Genomic DNA, 17,564 nt, shown 5'->3' on the forward strand with positions numbered 1-17,564 from the left:
TGCTCATGCGAGCAAAAACGTTCACCGAATCCGGCCGCCGCGCGCAGATCGTGACGGCGGCGATCGAGGTGATCGCCGAGGCCGGGTTCGCCAAGGCTTCGTTCAGCCGGATCGCCAAGCAGGCCGGGCTGTCCAGCACCGGCATGATCAGCTACCACTTCGCGGGCAAGGACGACCTGCTCGCGGCCTGCGTCGCCGAGATCGAGCAGGTCGCGGGGGCGTTCATGAACCCGCGCGTCGACGCCGCCATCGGTCACGTCGCGCAACTGCGCGCCTTCGTCGAGGCGAACGTCGCGCTGGTGGGTGAGCACCCGGCCGCCGTGCGGGCGCTGATCGACCTGGTGAAGAACGCCGGCTCGCGGAGTGAGTCCGTCGACGGCCGGCTCGCCCTGTTCGAGGAGCACTTCCGCACCGGGCAGGCGGCGGGCGCCTTCGGCGACTTCGACCCGCGGACCGCGGCGATCGCCCTGACCGCCGGCCTCGACGCCGTGGTGGCCACCGCGACCGCGGCCGTTCCGGAGCCCGCCGAGCTCACCCGCACCGGCCGGACGCTGGCCGAGCTGTACGTGCGGGCGACCGCACCCGTTCCCGAGGGGGGAAACCACGATGATCGATGAGAAGCCCGCGCCCGACGCCGGGCTGCGCCGGGTGGTCCGGGCCAACGTGCTGGCCGTGGTGTTCGAGGCGTTGGTGCCGATGGCCCTGTTCTACGGCCTGCGCGCCGCGGGCGTGGGCCAGTGGTGGGCGATGATGGCGGGGGTGCTCATCGCCGGGCCGTACGTGCTCTGGACCGTGGCCCGTCATCGCCGGGTCGACCTCGTCGCCCTGGTCACGTTGAGCGTCCTCGTGCTTTCGGTGGTGCTGGGCCTGCTCTCGGACGATCCGCGGACGCTGGCCGTCCGGGAGGGCTGGACCGCCGCGCTGGGCGGGCTGTTCGGAGCGTGGATGCTGGTCTCGGTGTTCGCCGGGCGCCCGGCCCAGCTGACCCTGGGCCGCACGATCGCCGAGCTCAAGCGCGGGGCCGAGGGCGCCGCCGCCTGGGCCGGGCGCTGGGACACCGACGCGCGGTTCCGCCGCGGCCTGCGCATCGACACCGCCGCCTGGGGGTCGGTGCTGCTCGCGGGCGCGGTGGTCCACGTGGTGCTGGTCTACCTGCTGCCGATCGACCTGATCTCGGTGGTCACCACCGTGGTCTGGTTCGCTTCGCTGGCCGCGCTGATCGCCTGGCACGTCTGGTACCTGCGCAAGGAGAACCTCGATGCCTGAGGCGCCGGTGGCGGGCGCAGTACAGTCCGGAGACCACTGGGCGCGGCCTTCCCCGGCCCGCCGGCGCGGTTCCCGCCGCTGGTGGCCGAGGTCCGGCTCGCCCGGAAACCCGCCGGGCTGAGCGAAGGCCGGGCCGGGCTTCCTGCTGCCGCTGTCCGGCGGACGGCACCGGCGCTTCCGTCCTGAATGGACAGTCAGAGCTCGGCTGACCACCGGAGCGGCGTGCCCCACTGACCCGGGCGAGCGGCCGGGGTCCACGGCCCGGCCATGCGCCCGGGTGGCACCGGCACCCCGGCCATCACACCGAAAGCCCGGAATCAAGGGCCGATCGGCGGCCGTCGGCGCTGTTAGGCTGGTTCTTCACCTCTGCGCGCTCCAGTTCGTCCACCGTTCACCCGGCGCTCGCCCGCCGGAGGGCGGCCGTTCGGTCCGGGCCGGAACGGTCGGGTGGCCCCTGTCGGACCGAACCCAGGACGGATCCCGTGCCCGAGCCCCGCCGCCTCCGCCGCTGCCTCGCCCTCGTCGCCGGAACGGCGCTGGTCTTCAGCGCCTCCACCGCCGCCCACGCCGCCCCGGCCGTCGACGTCCACCTCAACGAGGTGGTGACGACCGGGGACGTCGACGACTCGATCGAGCTGTACAACGGGGGCAGCACCGCCGCCGACGTCTCCGGCTGGATCCTCAAGGACGACAAGGACAGCTCGAAGTACAAGATCGCCGCCGGCACCGTGCTGGCCCCCGGCGGCTACCGGGCCTTCGACGTGCACGACCAGTTCGGTCTCGGCTCCGAGGACCAGGCGCGCCTCTACCTCGCCGACGGCCGCACGCTGGTCGACAGCTTCGGCTGGAAGGAGCACTCCGACCCGTCCTGGTCGCGCTGTCCCGACGGCACCGGTGCGTTCACCCAGGCCCCGCTGACCCTGGGCGCCGCCAACAGCTGCGGCGGCACCGTTAACCCCCGGGCGTGGCCGGGCGCCGGTTCCGTGACCACCGCCGACGCCGCCGACGTGTTCGGCGAAAACCTCAGCGGCCTGTACCAGGAGGGCGGGGTGCTGTGGGCGGCGCAGAACTCCGGCAAGGTCTGGCGGCTGGTCCCCGACGGCTCCGGCGGCTGGAAGCCCGACACCGCCTCGGGCTGGGGCTCCGGCAAGAAGATCCACTACCCGGGCGGCTCCGGGACCCCCGACGACGAGGGCATCACGCTCACCGGCGCCGGCTCCGCGGGCGGGGTCTACACCTCGAACGAGCGCGACAACGACCACGGCGGCACCAGCCGGCTGTCCGTGCTGCGGTACGACGTCGGCGGAGCGGCCACCACGCTGAGCGCGGCGAAGGAGTGGAACCTGACCGGCGACCTGCCCCCGGTCGGCGCCAACCTGGGCCTGGAAGGCGTCACCTGGATCCCCGACTCCGCGCTCACCTCGGCCGGCTTCAAGGACTCCTCGACCGGCGCGGCCTACGACCCGGCCCGCTACCCCGCGCACACCGGCGGGGTGTTCTTCGTCGGGGTGGAGGGCACCGGCACGGTCTACGGCTACGTGCTGCAGGATTCGGGTGCCTTCGCCCGCGTGGCCACGATCGGCAGCGGGATGCCCGGGGTGATGGAGCTGCAGTGGGAGCCGCAGACCTCCCGCCTCTGGGTGGTCTGCGACAACACCTGCCACGGCCAGCACCGGACCATGCAGGTGGACGCCTCGGGCGCGTTCGCCGTCACCGCGGCCTACCAGCGCCCGAGCGGGATGCCGGACTACAACAACGAAGGCTTCTCCCTCGCCCCCGCCGGCGAGTGCACCGGCGGGGCCAAGCCGGTGTACTGGTCCGACGACGACAACGACGGTGGTCACGCGCTGCGCAAGGGCAGCATCGGCTGCTGAACCGGCGGCGTCCCGGCGGTGTCTCTCCATTGTGGACAGGACCGGCCCACCCGCGGAGGTGCCGCCGCCGTCACGCCCGCCACCCTCGGGCCCCGGAACCGGCACCCGCCCGGGTGGGCCATTCGGCGTAAAGATCCGGCAAAGATCATCTCCCCGGCCCGCCGCGCCCAGGGTCGGCCACCCCGTTCGGCCCTGGTTCGTGGTAAAAAACTGACCCGATCGGTTCCACGGCGACACGGAGGGTGGAGGCAAGAGCTGGTGACCGCGGCTGTCGCGCCCGTCCGTGAAAGTTTTCTTCCCGGCCGGGTAACTGCTGTTCGCCGTCTGTCACTCAGGAGCTCGTGAACCCGTGTCGAAGAAAGCCGCCCAGGGCGAGGCCGACGGACCGTACGACAAGTCGATCCGCAAGCGGCTGACCAGGACCGTGCTGATCCCCAGCGTCACCCTGCTGGTGCTGTGGATCGCGCTGTCCTCGTACTTCTTCGTCAACGGGCTGTACGTGCGGCTGGTCGCGGCCTCGGTGCGCGAGGTGTCGATCCCGGCCACCACCGCGCTGGCCGCCGTGCAGCAGGAGCGCCAGGCCGCCCTGCAGTACCTCGACAACCCGGTCGGCGGCCAGACCCGGCTCCAGGAGCGGCAGCGGGCGACCGACGGGAAGCTCGTCACGCTGCAGGCCGCGTTCGCCTCGACCATCTCCTCGGCGCCCGAGCAGATCGCGGCCAAGGTCGACGCACTGAAGGGCCAGTTCGACCAGTTGCCGGTGTTGCGCTCGCAGATCGGCTTCCGCAGCATCGACCGGGCCCAGGTCAACCGGTACTACAACGGGGTGCTGGACACCGCGGCCGACCTGTTCGACACCCAGGCCCGGATCGTGCCCGACGCCCCGGCCGCCTACGGCGGGGTCACCGCGACCTCGGTCTTCCGGGCCGAAGACCTGATGTCGCGCGAGACCTCGATGGTCTCGACCGCGCTGGCCTCCGGCCGGTTCAGCCCGGACGAGTTCGTCCTGTTCACCCGGCTGTCCGGGTTCTACCGGACCCAGCTCGCCCAGCTCGAACCGTTCCTCGACCCCGAGGTGCGCGCCCGGTACCAGGCGCTCACCACCGGACCGGCCTGGCAGCAGCTCTCGCGCGCGGAAGAGGCGATCGTCAAGCACGGACCGTGGGCGCCGGGCGACGAGCCCGGGCCACCGGTCGCCGCGGCCGACTGGCAGGGCGCGACCGACCAGGTCGCCGCGGCCCTCAACGACCTGGCCACCGGCCAGGCGGACAAGGTCGCGGGCGCGGCCATCGCCTCCGGTGACGCCCAGCTGCGCAACGCCATCATCGGCAGCGTGCTCGCGCTGCTCGCCTCGCTGGCCGCGATCATCGTGGCGGTGCGGGTGTCCCGCTCGCTCGTCGACCGCGCGCTGATGAGCCGCCTCGCCCGGCTGCGCAACGACTCGCTCGACCTGGCGCGCAACCGGCTGCCCGGCATCGTGTCCCGGCTGAAGAACGGCGAGCCGGTCGACGTGGCCGAGGAGCTGCCCCGGCTCGATCACGGCCGGGACGAGATCGGGCAGGTGGCCGAGGCGTTCAACCTGGCCCAGCTGACCGCGGTCAACGCCGCGGCGAGTGAAGCCAAGGCCCGCAGCGGCGTGCACAACGTGTTCCTCGGCATCGCCCACCGCAACCAGGTGCTGGTCCACCAGCAGCTGCAGATCCTCGACGAGCTGGAGCGCCGCGAGGAGAACTCGACCCAGCTCGCTTCGCTGTTCCAGCTCGACCACCTCGCCGCCCGCGCCCGCCGCACCACGGAGAACCTGATCATCCTCGGCGGCAAGCAGCCCGGACGCCGCTGGCGCAAGCCGGTGCCGCTGATGGAGGTGCTGCGCGCGGCCGTGTCGGAGACCGAGCAGTACGCGCGGGTCCGGGTCGAGCAGGTCGCCGACGTCGCGATCACCGGCGCCGCGGTGGCCGACACCGTGCACCTGATCGCCGAGCTGGTCGACAACGCGACCTCGTTCTCCCCGCCCGGTTCCCCGGTCGAGGTGACCAGCCGCACGGTCGCCCGCGGGGTCGTGGTGGACGTGTCGGACCAGGGGCTCGGCATGAAGGACGGCGTCCGCGACTGGGCGAACGGGATGATGGCCGAGGCGCCGGAGTTCGACGCCATGGCCCTGCGCGCCGACTCCAGCCTCGGCCTGTTCGTGGTCGCGCGGCTGGCGGCCCGGCTCGGCATCACCGTCACCTTCGACCCGTCCCGCTACGGCGGTCTGCGCGCCACCGTGCTCATCCCGGCCCAGCACCTGGACGGCGAGGGGCGATCGGGCGGGGCCGGGGACGCCGCGTCGGTGCCGCCGGAGGACACCGCCGTGTTCGCACCGGTGGGAGCGCCCGCACCGCGAGCCGGGGAGGGCGCGCAGCCCGGGCCGGAGCCGCCCCGCTCGTTCACCGGCCAGATCCCGGTGCGGCGCGAGGCCCCGGCCGCCCGCGAGCCCTGGATCCCGCTCGACCGCGGGGCCCCGGCCGAGCGGGAGGCCCCGGTGGCCTGGAAACCGCGGTCCGCCCCGGCCCGCCCGCACACCCAGCCGGAGCCGGAGCCCGCCGCGCCGGCCACCGTGTGGCCGACCGAAACCCCTGCGGCGGCGGAAGAAAAACCCGAACCGCGGCCCGTGGACGCCCGCCCGCGGCTGCCCCGGCGGGAACCGCAGCAGAACCTCGTCACCCAGCTGGAGGACGAGCCCGAAGACCAAACCGGGCGTGAGGTGCCCCCGGGCGAGGGCACCGCCCGTTCGCTCGCCGCCTTCCACCGGGGCACCCGCCGGGCCCGTGACGGGGCCGGCGACTCCTGACCCGCGACCAGGTCCAGCAAGGCCCACCAAGGAAAGCCGAGGTTTCTCCGAGCATGAACGAGTACGGGAACGCGAAACCCGACCTCAACTGGCTGCTCGACGACGTGGTGCACCGCGTGGTCGGCGCGCAGAACGCCATCGTGCTGTCCGCCGACGGACTGCTGCTGGGCAAGTCGGCCGGGATGGGCAAGGACGACTCGGACCAGCTCTCGGCCATCGCGTCGAGCCTGCAGAGCCTGGCCAAGGGGGTGAGCAGGCAGTTCAACCGCGGCCAGGTGCTGCAGAACATGATCGAGATGGAGCGCGGCTACCTGTTCGTCTCGGCCGCGGGCCAGGGCGCCTGCCTGGCCGTGCTGGCCGCCGACAGCGTCGACGTCGAGATGATCGCCTACGAGATGAACCGGCTGGTCGCGCGGGTCGGGGACTACCTGGCCTCCGCGCCGCGCGACGCCGCGCGGCTGCTGCGGGAGGCCACGTGAGCGGCGAAGACGGCTGGTACGACGAAGCCGCGGGGCCGCTGGTGCGGCCGTACACGATCACCAGCGGCCGCACGCCCGCCGACGCCGCGCGGCTCGACCTCGCGACGCAGGTGATGACCCTGCGCACCGAGCAGGAGCCCGCCGGGCTGGGCCCGGAGCACCTGGCGATCGTGCAGCTGTGCCGCCGCCCGGTGTCCGTGGCCGAGATCGCGGTCTACGTCAAGGTCCCGCTCGGGGTGGTGCGGGTGCTGTGCGGTGACCTGATCGAACGCGGCCTCGTGATCACCCGCTCCCCCAGTCCCGCACCGGCCGGCGCGCCGGACCTCGACACCCTCCAGGCGGTTCTCGATGGCCTTCTCAAGTACTGACGGATCCGGGGCGGACCTGGTCCCGGCCCCGGTCAAGATCATCGTCGCCGGCGGCTTCGGCGCCGGGAAGACCACCTTCGTCGGCTCGGTCAGCGAGATCCCGCCGCTGAGCACCGAGGAGGTGCTGACCGAGGCCGGCACCGCGGTGGACGACCTGTCCGGGGTGGAGCGGAAGAAGACCACCACGGTCGCGCTCGACTTCGGCCGGATCTCGCTCTCGCCGCGGCACGTGCTGTACCTGTTCGGCACGCCGGGCCAGGCGCGCTTCTGGTTCATGTGGAACGACCTGGCCCGCGGCGCGATCGGCACGGTCGTGCTCGTCGATCCCCGGCGCCTGGAGACCAGCTTCGCCGCGGTCGACTTCTTCGAACGCCGCAACATCCCCTTCGTCGTCGCGGTGAACTGCTTCGACGACGCGCCGCGCTACCACGCCGCGGAGATCCGCGAGGCCCTGGTCGTCCCGGACCGGGTGCCCATCGCCATGTGCGACGCCCGCGACCGCGAGTCGAGCAAAATGGCCCTGGTCCGGCTGGTCAAGCACGCCATGACCGCGGTACCCACGCCGGTGTGACCCGGGGTGTCCACACCGGATCGTCCATACCGGACAGAAAGTGGACATTCATCGGACAAAGCGCGACAGGAACCGCCCGGTGAGCTGACCCTGCGTGTCCATTGAGGACTCAGATCGACCCGGACGGCGCAATCGGCTGGGCCACCCGGGTCAACCGGACAAACACCCCGCCGATCACCTGATAGCATCCGGCCGTGACGAGTGATCCACTTGGTTTTCCCTTGTACACCAGGGAAAACTATCCACCCCAGGGTCAGCTCCTCGGTGGTTTCCTGTCCGGGCTGTGGGCCACGGCGGCCGGAGCGCTCGGCTTCCCGGCCGAGCTGTCCGCCCGGTCCACCCGGCTGGTGCGCGACGCGCTCCCCCGCTGGTCGGCCGAGCCGATCGGCGCCGCCCCCGCCCGGCCGTCCTACGTCTCCGGCGACGGGTTCCCGGCCGAGATGTCGGTGAACTGGTCGGGCTCGGTCCCCGAGCTGCGGGTGCTGTTCGACCGGTCGGACAGCGGCCCCGGCGACGAGTCCGCGTTCCCCCGCGGACCTGAGCGAACGCGGGAGCCGGCCGCCCGCCGCCGGGCGCGGGTCGACGAGGTCTTCACCCCGCGCGCGGGCCGGCCGTCGGCGGCGCCGGTCTGGGATTCGGTGGCCTGGCGGCCCCCGGCGGGCTTCGTCCACAAGACCTACTTCGGGCTCTACGAGTGGCCCGAGCCCGGAGAACGCCGGGCCGCGGTGGACGAAGCCATGCACCGGCTGGGCCTGTCGGCCGCGTGGGACCACGCCCGGAGCCGGATCGAAGCGGCCGGCGGAGACCGTGAAATCGAGTTCTTCGCCGTGGACCTGGCCGGCGCGGCGGACGCCCGGGTGAAGGTCTACTACCGCAACCACGGCGCCGACCTGGCCGAGCTCGACCGCATCGCTTCGGTTGCGCGGCAGCACGATTCCGCCGCCGCGAGCACCGCCTACCGGATGCTGACCGGCGGCCGCGCGGACGCCGGCGAGGCGGCGTTGAGCTGCCTGGCCTTCCGCTCCGGACTGGACCGGGCGGCCGAGGCCACGACCTACCTGCGGCTGCCCGGACTGGCCCCGCACGACCAGGTGGCCGTGGACCGCACCGCCGCCCTGCTGCGCCACGAAGGCGTGGACCCGCGCCGGTTCCGGGAGCTGGCCGCCGCACTGGCGCCCGGGCCGCTGGCCGACGGCACGGGCCTGCTGGAGCTGGTCAGCTACCGCGCCGCGGGCCGGCGCGGCGACGTGACCACGTACTTCCGGTTCCCCGTCTACCCCCACCGAAGCGTTCCCCGCTGCTGATCCGCCACCACCCGCACCGCACCGATGGAAAGGAGCCGACCGTGACCCGGCCGGACGTGACCCGCATCGCCAGCCACAACGAGCAGTGGCAACGGAAGTACGCGGCGTCGGACCTGATCCGCCTGCTGGCGGACGAAAGCACGACCGAGGCGACGAAGCAGGCGGTCCTGACCTACCTGCAACCCTGGTCGAACGCGTTCCAGCGGATGATCAGCGCCCGCGTCACCTTCGAGACCGACCCGGACCTGCGCGCGCTCGCGCTGGAGCACCAGCAGGAGGAGATCGGGCACGACGCCGTCCTGGCCCGCAGCCGCGCGGCCGACCGGCGCGTGGTCTGGGACCCGGTGATCGAGGCGGGGGCTTCGTGGTTCGTCGACCAGTTCGCCGTGCTCCCCGGGGTGCAGCGGGCGGTGCTGGCCCACCTCGCCCTGGAGGCGGGCAGCCTGGTGCTGAGCCAGGCCGGCACCCGGGCGTTCCCCGGCGACGAGTACTTCACCCTGCACGACGAGGCCGATCTGGAGCACCTGGAGATGGGCTACGAGGTGCTGCGGGAGCGCCGTGACTGGACCGAGGAGGCGCTGGTCACGGTGCTGGACCGGGCGTGGCAGGTGATCGTCGTGGTCTCCGACCGGATCGCCGAGTGCGCCCGGCGGGACACCGTCGCCGCATGACCGCGCCCCAGGAGTCCGCCCTCGAGCGGGCCCGCGCCGTGGCCGCGGACAGCGCCCGGGCCCACCAGGAGGCGTTCGCCGAGCGGCTGGTCTCGGTCCACCTGCTGGGCAGCCTGTCCTACGGCGGCTACGCCCCGGCCGTCAGCGACATCGACCTGGCCGTGGTCCTCGCCGACCGCCACGACGACGACCCCGGGGTGTTCGCCACCGTCGCCGAGGCGCTGCACGGAAGGGATCCGCTCTACCGCAAGCTTTCGGTGTTCTGGGGCTCCCGGCCGGCCCTGGCCCGGGGCGAGGAGGACGGGCGCTTCCCGGCGATCGACCGGCTGGAGCTGGCCGACCACAGCTCGGTCCTGCTCGGCGAGGACGTCTCCGGCGAGGTGGCCCGACCGTCCGAACGCGAGCTGATGCTGGAAGGCGCCCGGTTCGCTCTCGACCGGCTCGCGGTCGCGGAGGTGACCGCCGAGTTCCACCGGCCGCGGCGGCTGCTGAGCGACCCGGTCCGGTTCACCAAGGCGGTGCTGTTCCCGGTCCGCTTCCTGTGCAGCGCGGCGAAGTCCGCCGGCCGGGCCGCGGCCAACGACGAGGCGATCGACTGGTACCTGACCGGCCCCGCGCCGGCCGCGCCGCTGGTCCGCCTGGCGGCCCGGGTCCGCGCCGGAGACCCGCTGGTACCGGCCGAAGCCGCGCCTGAGCTGGCCGCGCACCTGCGGCCGTTGTACCGGCAGTACCTCGAGGACCAGACCGTTCGCCTGCGCCGGGCCGACGCGCCCGCCGAACTGGTGACCGCCTTCGACGAGTGGGACGGACGGCTGGCCTGAAAGCGAAGCAGCGGTGCGTCCCCGGACCCTCCGGGGACGCACCGCTGCTCCGTTACCGCAGCCGGCCTCAGCCGACGGCCGCCGCGAACACGTGCATCGCGGAATTCGACGGGAGGGTGAATGCCTTGACCTCCTTGCCCGGGGTCAGCGGGACCGTCACGGCGAACACGCGGTACGGCACCGTGGGGTAGGCCGCGCCGGTCGGGGTGTTCTTGCCCAGGACACTGGCCACGATCGGCGTGCGGCCGGCGTCGGCGCAGCACCAGTTCGGGAAGGACACGTCCGCCTGCCCGGTGCTGCCGTCGGCGTAGTGGACGACCACCGGGCCCTTGGCGCTGCCCGTGCCGGTGCCGGCCAGCACCAGCTTGCTCCCGCTGCCCGCCGCGGCGATGGTCTGGCCGGCCGCGGCCACGTTGTCCGGCTTGCCCGTGCCGGCGTCCGGCCAGGTCAGGGCCACGCCGTCGGCGGTGAACCGGGCGCCGGGGCTCAGCCCGGCCTGGGCCAGCCCTTCGGCGCGGAAGCTGCTCCCGCCGCCGTCGAGATCACCGGCGGCGACGTGGGCGGCATCGGTGACCCCGACGTTGCCCGCGGCCGCGGCCACCGACGCGTTCGGCACGGTGACCGTGGCCGAATCGGTGACCCGGTGCGGGATCAGCCGCGCCCGGTAGCCCGCCGTGGCGGTGAGCTGGTAGTCGGCGGGCTTCAGCCCGGCCGACGGGGTCAGCGTCACCGGCACCGTGACCTTCTGCCCCGGCCAGACCAGCCCGCCCGGCGCCTTCCCGACGTCGGCGCGCAGCCCGGCCGGCGCCTGCACCGCGAGGGTGACGCCGTCGACCGGCAGCGGGGTGCCGTTGGTGAAGCTCACCGAAGCCTTCGCCGCCGTGCCCGGGGCGAGGAAGCCGGGCGCGGACAACGCGACCGCGCCGTTCTGGTCCGCGGGGAAGTACCCGCCGACCGCGCTGGCCCCGAACAGCCGCACGTCCTGGCGGTCGCCGGCGGCGATCGGCGCGGTCTTCACCCGCACCACCGAACCGTCGTAGAACCAGCCGGTGGCGGCCCGGTCCAGGTCCGCACGGCTGCCGTACTGGCGCAGCAGCCCGTTCCCGGCCTGGACCACGAAAGGCTTCGATCCCGTGTGGACGGTGAGCTGGTACTTGCGCGAGCCCGGCTTCCCGTCGTAGGAGCCGGTGCTCGCGCCGATCCCGACGGTCACCGTGCCCGGGCCCGACTTCGGCGCGTCCACGGTGAACCGCTGCGTGGCCCGCGCGCCCTGCTGGGCCGCCCGGGTCACCCCGTCGTCCTCGTTCAGCGTGAACCCGCCCTGGCCCTGGGGGTAGACGTCGAGGTCCAGTTCGGACTTGTCCCGCGTCTGCCAGGAGGTCGTGCCCTCCGGCCACATCGGCACCACGGCCCCGCCGCGGACGAACAGCGGGAGCTTGTCCAGCGGCGCGTCGTAGTTGTCCACAGTGGTCGGACCGGTGTAGGTCTTGCTGCTCCAGTAGTCGACCCAGGTGCCCTGGGGCAGGTAGATCCCGTTGCGCACGTTCGAGTTCTCGTACACCGGCGCGACCAGGAAGTCGGTGCCGGAGAGGAACTCGTACTTGGCCTTGTCCGTCCACACGTTCGGGTCGTTCGGGTACTCCAGCGCGAGCGGGCGCACCTGGCCGACCCCGGTCTTGCTGGCCTGCACCGAGTAGCTGTAGGTGTAGGGCAGCAGCCGCTCCTTCAGCATCAGGTACTGGCGGTTGATCGAGGTGTAGGGCTCACCCTGGCGCCACGGCTGCTTGTCCGCCGAGGCCCAGCCGTCCATGGTCATCGCGACCGGCAGGAAGGTCTTCCACTGCAGGTCGCGGACGTAGGTCTGCGGGCTGCCGCCGAAGATGCCGTCGATGTCGCCGGTGCTGTAGGCGATGCCCGAGGTGGTGGCCCCGGCGTAGGTCGGGATCTGCCAGCGGATGTAGTCGAAGGACCCGGACTGGTCACCGCTCCAGAGCACGCCGCAGCGCTGCGCCCCGGCCCAGCTGACCGGCTGCCAGACGAAGCCGCGCGCGTCGCTGTTGGCCTCGATGCCCCGGTGGGCGGTGTCGCAGGCGTCCAGCGCGAACTGGTAGCCCGGCCCGACCCAGGCCACGTCGAGCTTGCGCACCCGGACGCCGGCCTTGACCTCCTGATCCTGGTTCGGCAGGCCGTTCTCGGTCCAGAGGCCGAGCTGCATGTTGTCCTTGCGCAGGCCCGCGCCGGTCTGCGGCAGGTTCTCGTAACCGCAGCCGTAGCCGTCGTTGACCAGCATCCAGCCGTTGGGCATACCGTGCTGGGCGTAGCCGTCGGCCACCTTCAGCGCGTCGAGGGTGTGCCGCTCGCCGCGGTTGGCGTTGTGCAGGTAACAGTCGGAGTCACCGGTTTCGAGCCCGTAGATCGGGGGCAGGAACGGCTTTCCGACCAGGTCGGTGTAGCCGGAGATGACGTCCTTCAGGCTGTCGCCCACCACGTACGTGGCGTCGAAGCGGCGCTCGTCCTGCGTGGTCTTCACCGGGTCGGTGAAGGAGTAGGAGCCCGGGGAGAAGGTGTTGCGCAGCACGCCGTAGCCCGCGGTGGAGGCGTAGAACGGCTGCGAATTCGGGGCGCCGCCGTCGTTCCAGTTGTCGTCGGCGAAGATCTTGATGGTCTGGTCCCGGTGGCTGAACCGGCCGTTCTGCTCGCCGCCGCCGACGAACTGCTCGGACGCGCCGCGAAGCAGCGTCTGCGTGGTCGTGGTCCCCGTCCACGAAAGCGGCGCCGCCTCCTCCCAGCGGCGCTGGGTGTCCGCGCCGTCGTACAGGGCGAAGCGCAGCGGGTTCTTGTACGCGCGCAGCGTCGCCTTCGGGGTGGAAATGGCCCAGTAGGCGCCCTTGTCCGCCCGCCGCGGGGTGAGGCCGGGGCCTCGGGGCAGGACGATCTTGCTGCCCGCCGGGTCGGCGAAGGTGCCGTCCGGGGCGAGCCAGACCCGCACCGCCGCGGGGTCCGGGAAGCTCACGCGCACGGCGGCGGCGCCCGAATTCAGCGTGACCACCGGCCCGTCGGCGGAGATCCCGGTGAGGGCACCCAACTGCCCGGACGGCGGGGACGGATCGGCGGACGCCGCCGCCGGCGCCAGTCCCAGGAGGGCGGCGGCCGCCACCACACCCAACTTCTGCGCAACTCTGCTCATTATTGGCACCTTTCACGCATGAACGCGCATGATGTGCTCTGTATAGCCCACGCCACGGCCGTTGTCAGCGTCCGTATTGGTTAATCCCTACTTCCGTAGCCCCCGCCGGGGAGCGGTGAACCGGCAGACGGGGCCACGGGCCCTCCGTTCCGGGACCGGCCCGCCCCTGATTTCGCCCACGCCGGCTCGGCCGCCGACTGCCGGGTTGGCGCAGCGGACCGGATTGCGGCCGGGCGTTCACCACCGGCCGCCCAGGACGGCACCCGAACCGTCCACAAGGGACAGCAGTGCGACGGGCGGGACCCGGATCGGACCTCGACGGGCGGGGGCCGGGGTCAGACGGTGTGGACCTCGATGCCCGCCGCCTCGAACGCCTTCACCGTCGCCGGTTCCGCGTCGACGTCGGTGACCAGCACGTCGACCTCGCCCGGCTGGCAGATCCGGGCGAAGGCGCGACGGCCGAGCTTGGAGCCGTCGGCCACCGCCACCACGCGTTCGGCGCGTTCGACCATCAGGCGGTTGATGCTGGCCTCGCCCTCGTGGTGGGCGAAGGCGCCGGCGTCCGGGTCGAACGCGTCCACGCCCAGGAACAGCAGGTCGATGGTGAGCTCGCTGAGCACCCGCGTGGCCAGCGGGCCGCTCAGCTCGAACGACTGCGGGCGCGCGACCCCGCCGGTCACCACGATCTTGACGTTCGGGCGCACGGCCAGCTCGTGCGCGATGTTCAGCGCGTTGGTGACCACGGTCAGGCCCGAGGCCTCGCCGCGCCCGGACAGGTCCGAGCGGATGGCCAGGGCGCGCGCGACCCCCGCGGTGGTGGTGCCGCCGTTGAGGCCCACCGCCATCCCGCGTTCGGCCATCGCCGCGGCGGCCGCGCTGATCCGCTGCTTCTCCGGCACGTGCCGGGCCGTCTTGTAGCGCAACGGCAGGTCGTAGGCCAGGTCGTTGGCCACCGCGCCGCCGCGGGTGCGGGTGAGCAACTGCTGTTCGGCCAGGTGGTCGAGGTCGCGCCGGATGGTGGCGGCCGAGACGTCCAGCTCCTCGGCCACGTCCTCGACGTCGATCTTCTCCCGCTGCCCGAGCATGTCCAGCAGGGTGCTCAGCCGTTCGTGCCGGGCCATGGGCGATCCTCCCTACCGCTCGCGGAGCCGCGCTTCGCTCAACCGGATGCGCTCAACTCCCCTGGTTCGAGCAGTATGCTGCATTCGGGCGCAGCTTCGCACGCGGCCCGCCGAAATCTTCTTCCGGACCGGTCACGGCGGGGTCATCCGGAAGTCGTAGGCCGCCGGCAGCGGCGCCGGGCTCACCGCGGCCCAGGTGTCGGAAAGCGACGTCTCGCCCTCCCGGATGTTGGGCACCTCGAAGCCCGCCTCGAACACCGCCTTCGCCCCCTCCGGGTCGCCCAGCGCCAGCCGGGTGCGCGCGGTGAGCAGGAGCAGCCGCCCGGTGGTCTCGCCGCGCCAGCCCTCCAGCAGCACCGCCGCGCGTTTCGGCTGCGAAGCTTCGAGCTGCGCCGAAATCGCTTCGACGACCAGCGGCAGCAGGTCCGGAGCCAGCTCCACTGCGCGCCCGTACAGCTCCGCCGCCTCGCGGGCGTCCGACGCCACCGCGAGATTCCGCAGCGCCCACGGGTTTTCCTCCGCCGCGAGCGACGAACGCCAGGCCGCCCGGGCGCCGTCGTGCTCGCCGCGGGCCCAGCGGGCCACGCCGCGGTGGTACCAGGTGAGCCAGCCCTCCGGCGCGTGCTCCAGCAGATCCGCCCAAGCCGGGCCGACCAGCGTCGCCGGCGGCACCTGCGAAGGCGCTCCCGCGGGCGGCTGCCCGTCCAGCAGGGCGCGCCACGGCTCCTGCTCCGGTCCCATCGCGGTGGCCGGGAACGGGGTGCCCGGCAGCACCGCCATCGTGCGGTGCACCTCCAGCGCGCCCCAGCCGGAACCCTGGTGCAGCAGGGACTCCGGCTGCCGGTCGGCCACCGTGAGCCAGTCGCGGTGCCGCTGCTCCAGCGAAGGCACCCCGGCCTGCACCGACGCCGTGGCCGCCGCCCAGTCGTCCCCGTGCACCACGGCCGGGTCGGCCGAAACCGGGCCGTAGGCCTCCAGCCAGTCCCACGACTGCCCCGCGTCCAGGCGCAGGTGCTCGAGCTGCGTGCGCGCGAGCCCGGCCTGGATCTCCAGGTAGCCCGGGGCGCCGGGCGCCAGCCACTCCTGCCAGCGCCGCCCGCCCGCGGACTCGCCCCAGACGAACAGCTTCCGCCCGCGCAGCCGCCGGGTCGAGGACTGGAGCAGCCCGTCGCCGTGCTCGTCCACCGCGGCGATCCAGCGCGGGGATTCCTCCGGTAGCTCGAAGAAGTAGTCCGCGGCCGCCTCCGCGCGCGCCGGGTAGGTCAGCTCCCCGGGCACGGTGACCCGGTCGAGCCGGCCGCCGTAGCCGTAGTGCCACGCCTCCGTGGCGGGCGCCACGACCCGGGTTCCCGCCTCCTGGGTCACCGCGATGTTCGACCACCAGTACACCGGCACCGGGTGGGCGTGCGGATTGCGCACGCGCACGCCGACCAGCAGGAAGTCCGAGTCCTCGGGCAGCGAGAAGTCCAGCTGGTAGGGCAGGTCGCGGGTGCGTTCCCACTCCCACAGCCGCAGCACCGGCGTGCCGTCCGGGCCCTCGATCCGGGCGGCGAACATCGGCGCGCAGGTCTGCGCGGTGTGCCCGGTGCTGCCGAGGTTCCACTCCACGCCCCCGGCGAACCACGCGTCGCGCAGCGCCAGGTTCGCCGGCTGCACCACCGGGTTCCGGTACAGCAGCTCGCGTCCGGAAGGCTTGTGCCACAAGGAGTACAGCCGGCCGCCGAGCGAGGGCAGCACGGTCGCGCGCAGCCGGTCGTTCTCCAGCACCAGCGCGGGCAGCTCGGTCTCGGTCCGCTCGCGCCGGTAGCCGTCCTGGAGCCGGTACGGCAGCACGGTGTCCAGCCGCCCGTAGGACAGCCCCTCGGCCAGGTCCGCGGGCAGCTCGGCGAGGTTGGCCACCTGCTGCACCGGCGCGGGCTTGACCAGCGGCGGCAGCGGGTTCTCCGGGCCGAGCCCGGCCGCGGGCAGGACCAGCGTGGTCGCGATCAGGCTGGTCATGCGTCCGGCAGCCGCTCGCCGGTGGCCTCGTCGAACAGGTGCACCGCACCCGGCTTCGGGGTCAGGCCGATCTTCTCCCCGCGCTGCCACGGTGCCATCCCGGGCGTGCGGACGGTCAGCACGCCCGCGTCCTCGCTGCGGCAGTACAGGTACTGGTCGCTGCCCAGCTCCTCGACCACCTCGACCACCGCCGAGAGCCCGCCTTCGCCGGTCACCCAGCCCTCCGGCCGGACGCCGACCACGATGCCCGGACCGGTCAGCGCCGAACGCTGCGCCGGGGTCAGCGGCAGCCGGGTGCCGCCGACCAGCGCGCCGTCGGTGTCCACAGTGGTGCTCAGCAGGTTCATCGCGGGCGAGCCGATGAACCCGGCGACGAACACGTTCACCGGCTTGGCGAACAGCCCGACCGGGGTGTCGCACTGCTGCAGCAGCCCGTCCTTGAGCACCGCCACCCGGTCGCCCATGGTCATCGCCTCGACCTGGTCGTGCGTGACGTAGAGCGTGGTGATGCCCAGGCGCCGCTGCAGCGAGGCGATCTGCGTGCGGGTCTGCACCCGCAGTTTGGCGTCCAGATTGGACAGTGGCTCGTCCATCAGGAAGACGCTGGGCTCCCGCACGATGGCGCGGCCCATGGCCACCCGCTGGCGCTGGCCTCCCGAGAGCTTGGCCGGCTTGCGGTCCAGGTACTCGGTCAGGTCGAGCAGCTCGGCCGCCTCGCGGACCCGCCGGGCCCGCTCGGTCTTGGCCATCTTGGCGATCTTGAGGTGGAAGCCGATGTTGTCGCCCACGCTCATGTGCGGGTAGAGCGCGTAGTTCTGGAACACCATCGCGATGTCCCGGTCCTTGGGCGGCAGTTCGGTGACGTCGCGCTCGCCGATGTGGATCGAGCCGTCGTCGACGCCCTCCAGACCGGCCAGCATCCGCAGGGTGGTCGACTTGCCGCAGCCCGAGGGCCCGACCAGGACGAGGAATTCCCCGTCGTCGATCCGCAGGTCGAGCCCGTCGACGGCGGGCCGCTCGACCCCGGCGTAGTAGCGCGTGGTGTCGGTGAAGCTCACGGTGGCCATGGGG

At 72.9% G+C, this 17,564-nt stretch carries 14 protein-coding genes; 10 read left to right on the forward strand and 4 right to left on the reverse strand.

Translation table 11 applies throughout. From position 1 onward, the window contains the following. Window positions 1-5 precede the first annotated feature (5 nt). The 10 genes from NYF13_RS20370 to NYF13_RS20415 all read left to right on the forward strand — a co-directional run bounded on the left by NYF13_RS20370 (window position 6) and on the right by NYF13_RS20415 (window position 10,187). A complete protein-coding gene (locus tag NYF13_RS20370; protein WP_315658857.1) occupies window positions 6-617 on the forward strand; it encodes a TetR family transcriptional regulator in 612 nt (203 codons plus the stop codon). Beyond that, window positions 607-1,266: a VC0807 family protein gene (locus NYF13_RS20375; protein ID WP_315658858.1), complete on the forward strand. Its 660-nt coding sequence runs from the start codon at window positions 607-609 to the stop codon at window positions 1,264-1,266. Before NYF13_RS20370 ends, NYF13_RS20375 begins: the two co-directional genes overlap by 11 nt. Window positions 1,267-1,748: 482 nt before the next feature. Next, window positions 1,749-3,140 carry a lamin tail domain-containing protein gene (locus tag NYF13_RS20380; protein ID WP_315658859.1) on the forward strand — a complete coding sequence of 464 codons (1,392 nt, stop codon included), beginning with the start codon at window positions 1,749-1,751 and terminating at the stop codon, window positions 3,138-3,140. A 349-nt stretch (window positions 3,141-3,489) separates the two neighbouring features. Continuing rightward, on the forward strand, window positions 3,490-5,973 hold the full coding sequence (locus NYF13_RS20385; RefSeq protein WP_315658860.1) for a nitrate- and nitrite sensing domain-containing protein: 2,484 nt from the start codon (window positions 3,490-3,492) through the stop codon (window positions 5,971-5,973). A gap of 53 nt (window positions 5,974-6,026) precedes the next feature. Continuing rightward, a complete protein-coding gene (locus NYF13_RS20390; protein ID WP_315658861.1) occupies window positions 6,027-6,452 on the forward strand; it encodes a roadblock/LC7 domain-containing protein in 426 nt (141 codons plus the stop codon). Then, a complete protein-coding gene (locus tag NYF13_RS20395) occupies window positions 6,449-6,820 on the forward strand; it encodes a DUF742 domain-containing protein (protein WP_315658863.1) in 372 nt (123 codons plus the stop codon). Before NYF13_RS20390 ends, NYF13_RS20395 begins: the two co-directional genes overlap by 4 nt. Window positions 6,821-6,836: 16 nt before the next feature. Then, window positions 6,837-7,391, forward strand: coding sequence for a GTP-binding protein (locus NYF13_RS20400; protein WP_396287692.1), 555 nt, complete (start codon window positions 6,837-6,839; stop codon window positions 7,389-7,391). A 194-nt stretch (window positions 7,392-7,585) separates the two neighbouring features. Further along, window positions 7,586-8,695 carry a hypothetical protein gene (locus NYF13_RS20405; protein WP_315658866.1) on the forward strand — a complete coding sequence of 370 codons (1,110 nt, stop codon included), beginning with the start codon at window positions 7,586-7,588 and terminating at the stop codon, window positions 8,693-8,695. A 41-nt stretch (window positions 8,696-8,736) separates the two neighbouring features. Beyond that, window positions 8,737-9,366: a hypothetical protein gene (locus NYF13_RS20410; protein WP_315658868.1), complete on the forward strand. Its 630-nt coding sequence runs from the start codon at window positions 8,737-8,739 to the stop codon at window positions 9,364-9,366. Beyond that, complete coding sequence (locus NYF13_RS20415; protein ID WP_315658870.1) at window positions 9,363-10,187, forward strand: hypothetical protein; 825 nt, start codon at window positions 9,363-9,365, stop codon at window positions 10,185-10,187. The genes NYF13_RS20410 and NYF13_RS20415 overlap by 4 nt, the downstream gene beginning before the upstream one ends. 67 nt (window positions 10,188-10,254) lie before the next feature. Here the strand turns inward: NYF13_RS20415 and NYF13_RS20420 are convergent, their stop codons facing one another. From NYF13_RS20420 to NYF13_RS20435, 4 genes are all read right to left on the reverse strand, one after another. Continuing rightward, window positions 10,255-13,374 carry a TIM-barrel domain-containing protein gene (locus NYF13_RS20420; RefSeq protein WP_315658871.1) on the reverse strand — a complete coding sequence of 1,040 codons (3,120 nt, stop codon included), beginning with the start codon at window positions 13,372-13,374 and terminating at the stop codon, window positions 10,255-10,257. Window positions 13,375-13,709: 335 nt separating this feature from the next. After that, the gene (locus tag NYF13_RS20425) at window positions 13,710-14,495 is read right to left on the reverse strand and encodes a DeoR/GlpR family DNA-binding transcription regulator (protein WP_315658873.1); all 786 of its coding nucleotides are present in this window, start codon (window positions 14,493-14,495) and stop codon (window positions 13,710-13,712) included. A gap of 132 nt (window positions 14,496-14,627) precedes the next feature. Continuing rightward, a complete protein-coding gene (locus NYF13_RS20430; protein ID WP_315658874.1) occupies window positions 14,628-16,493 on the reverse strand; it encodes a DUF5107 domain-containing protein in 1,866 nt (621 codons plus the stop codon). After that, window positions 16,490-17,560, reverse strand: a complete 1,071-nt coding sequence (locus NYF13_RS20435; protein WP_315658875.1) for a sn-glycerol-3-phosphate ABC transporter ATP-binding protein UgpC — start codon at window positions 17,558-17,560, stop codon at window positions 16,490-16,492. Before NYF13_RS20435 ends, NYF13_RS20430 begins: the two co-directional genes overlap by 4 nt. Window positions 17,561-17,564: the final 4 nt, after the last annotated feature.

It is taken from the genome of Amycolatopsis sp. PS_44_ISF1 (genome assembly GCF_032335455.1).
GTDB lineage: Bacteria > Actinomycetota > Actinomycetes > Mycobacteriales > Pseudonocardiaceae > Amycolatopsis.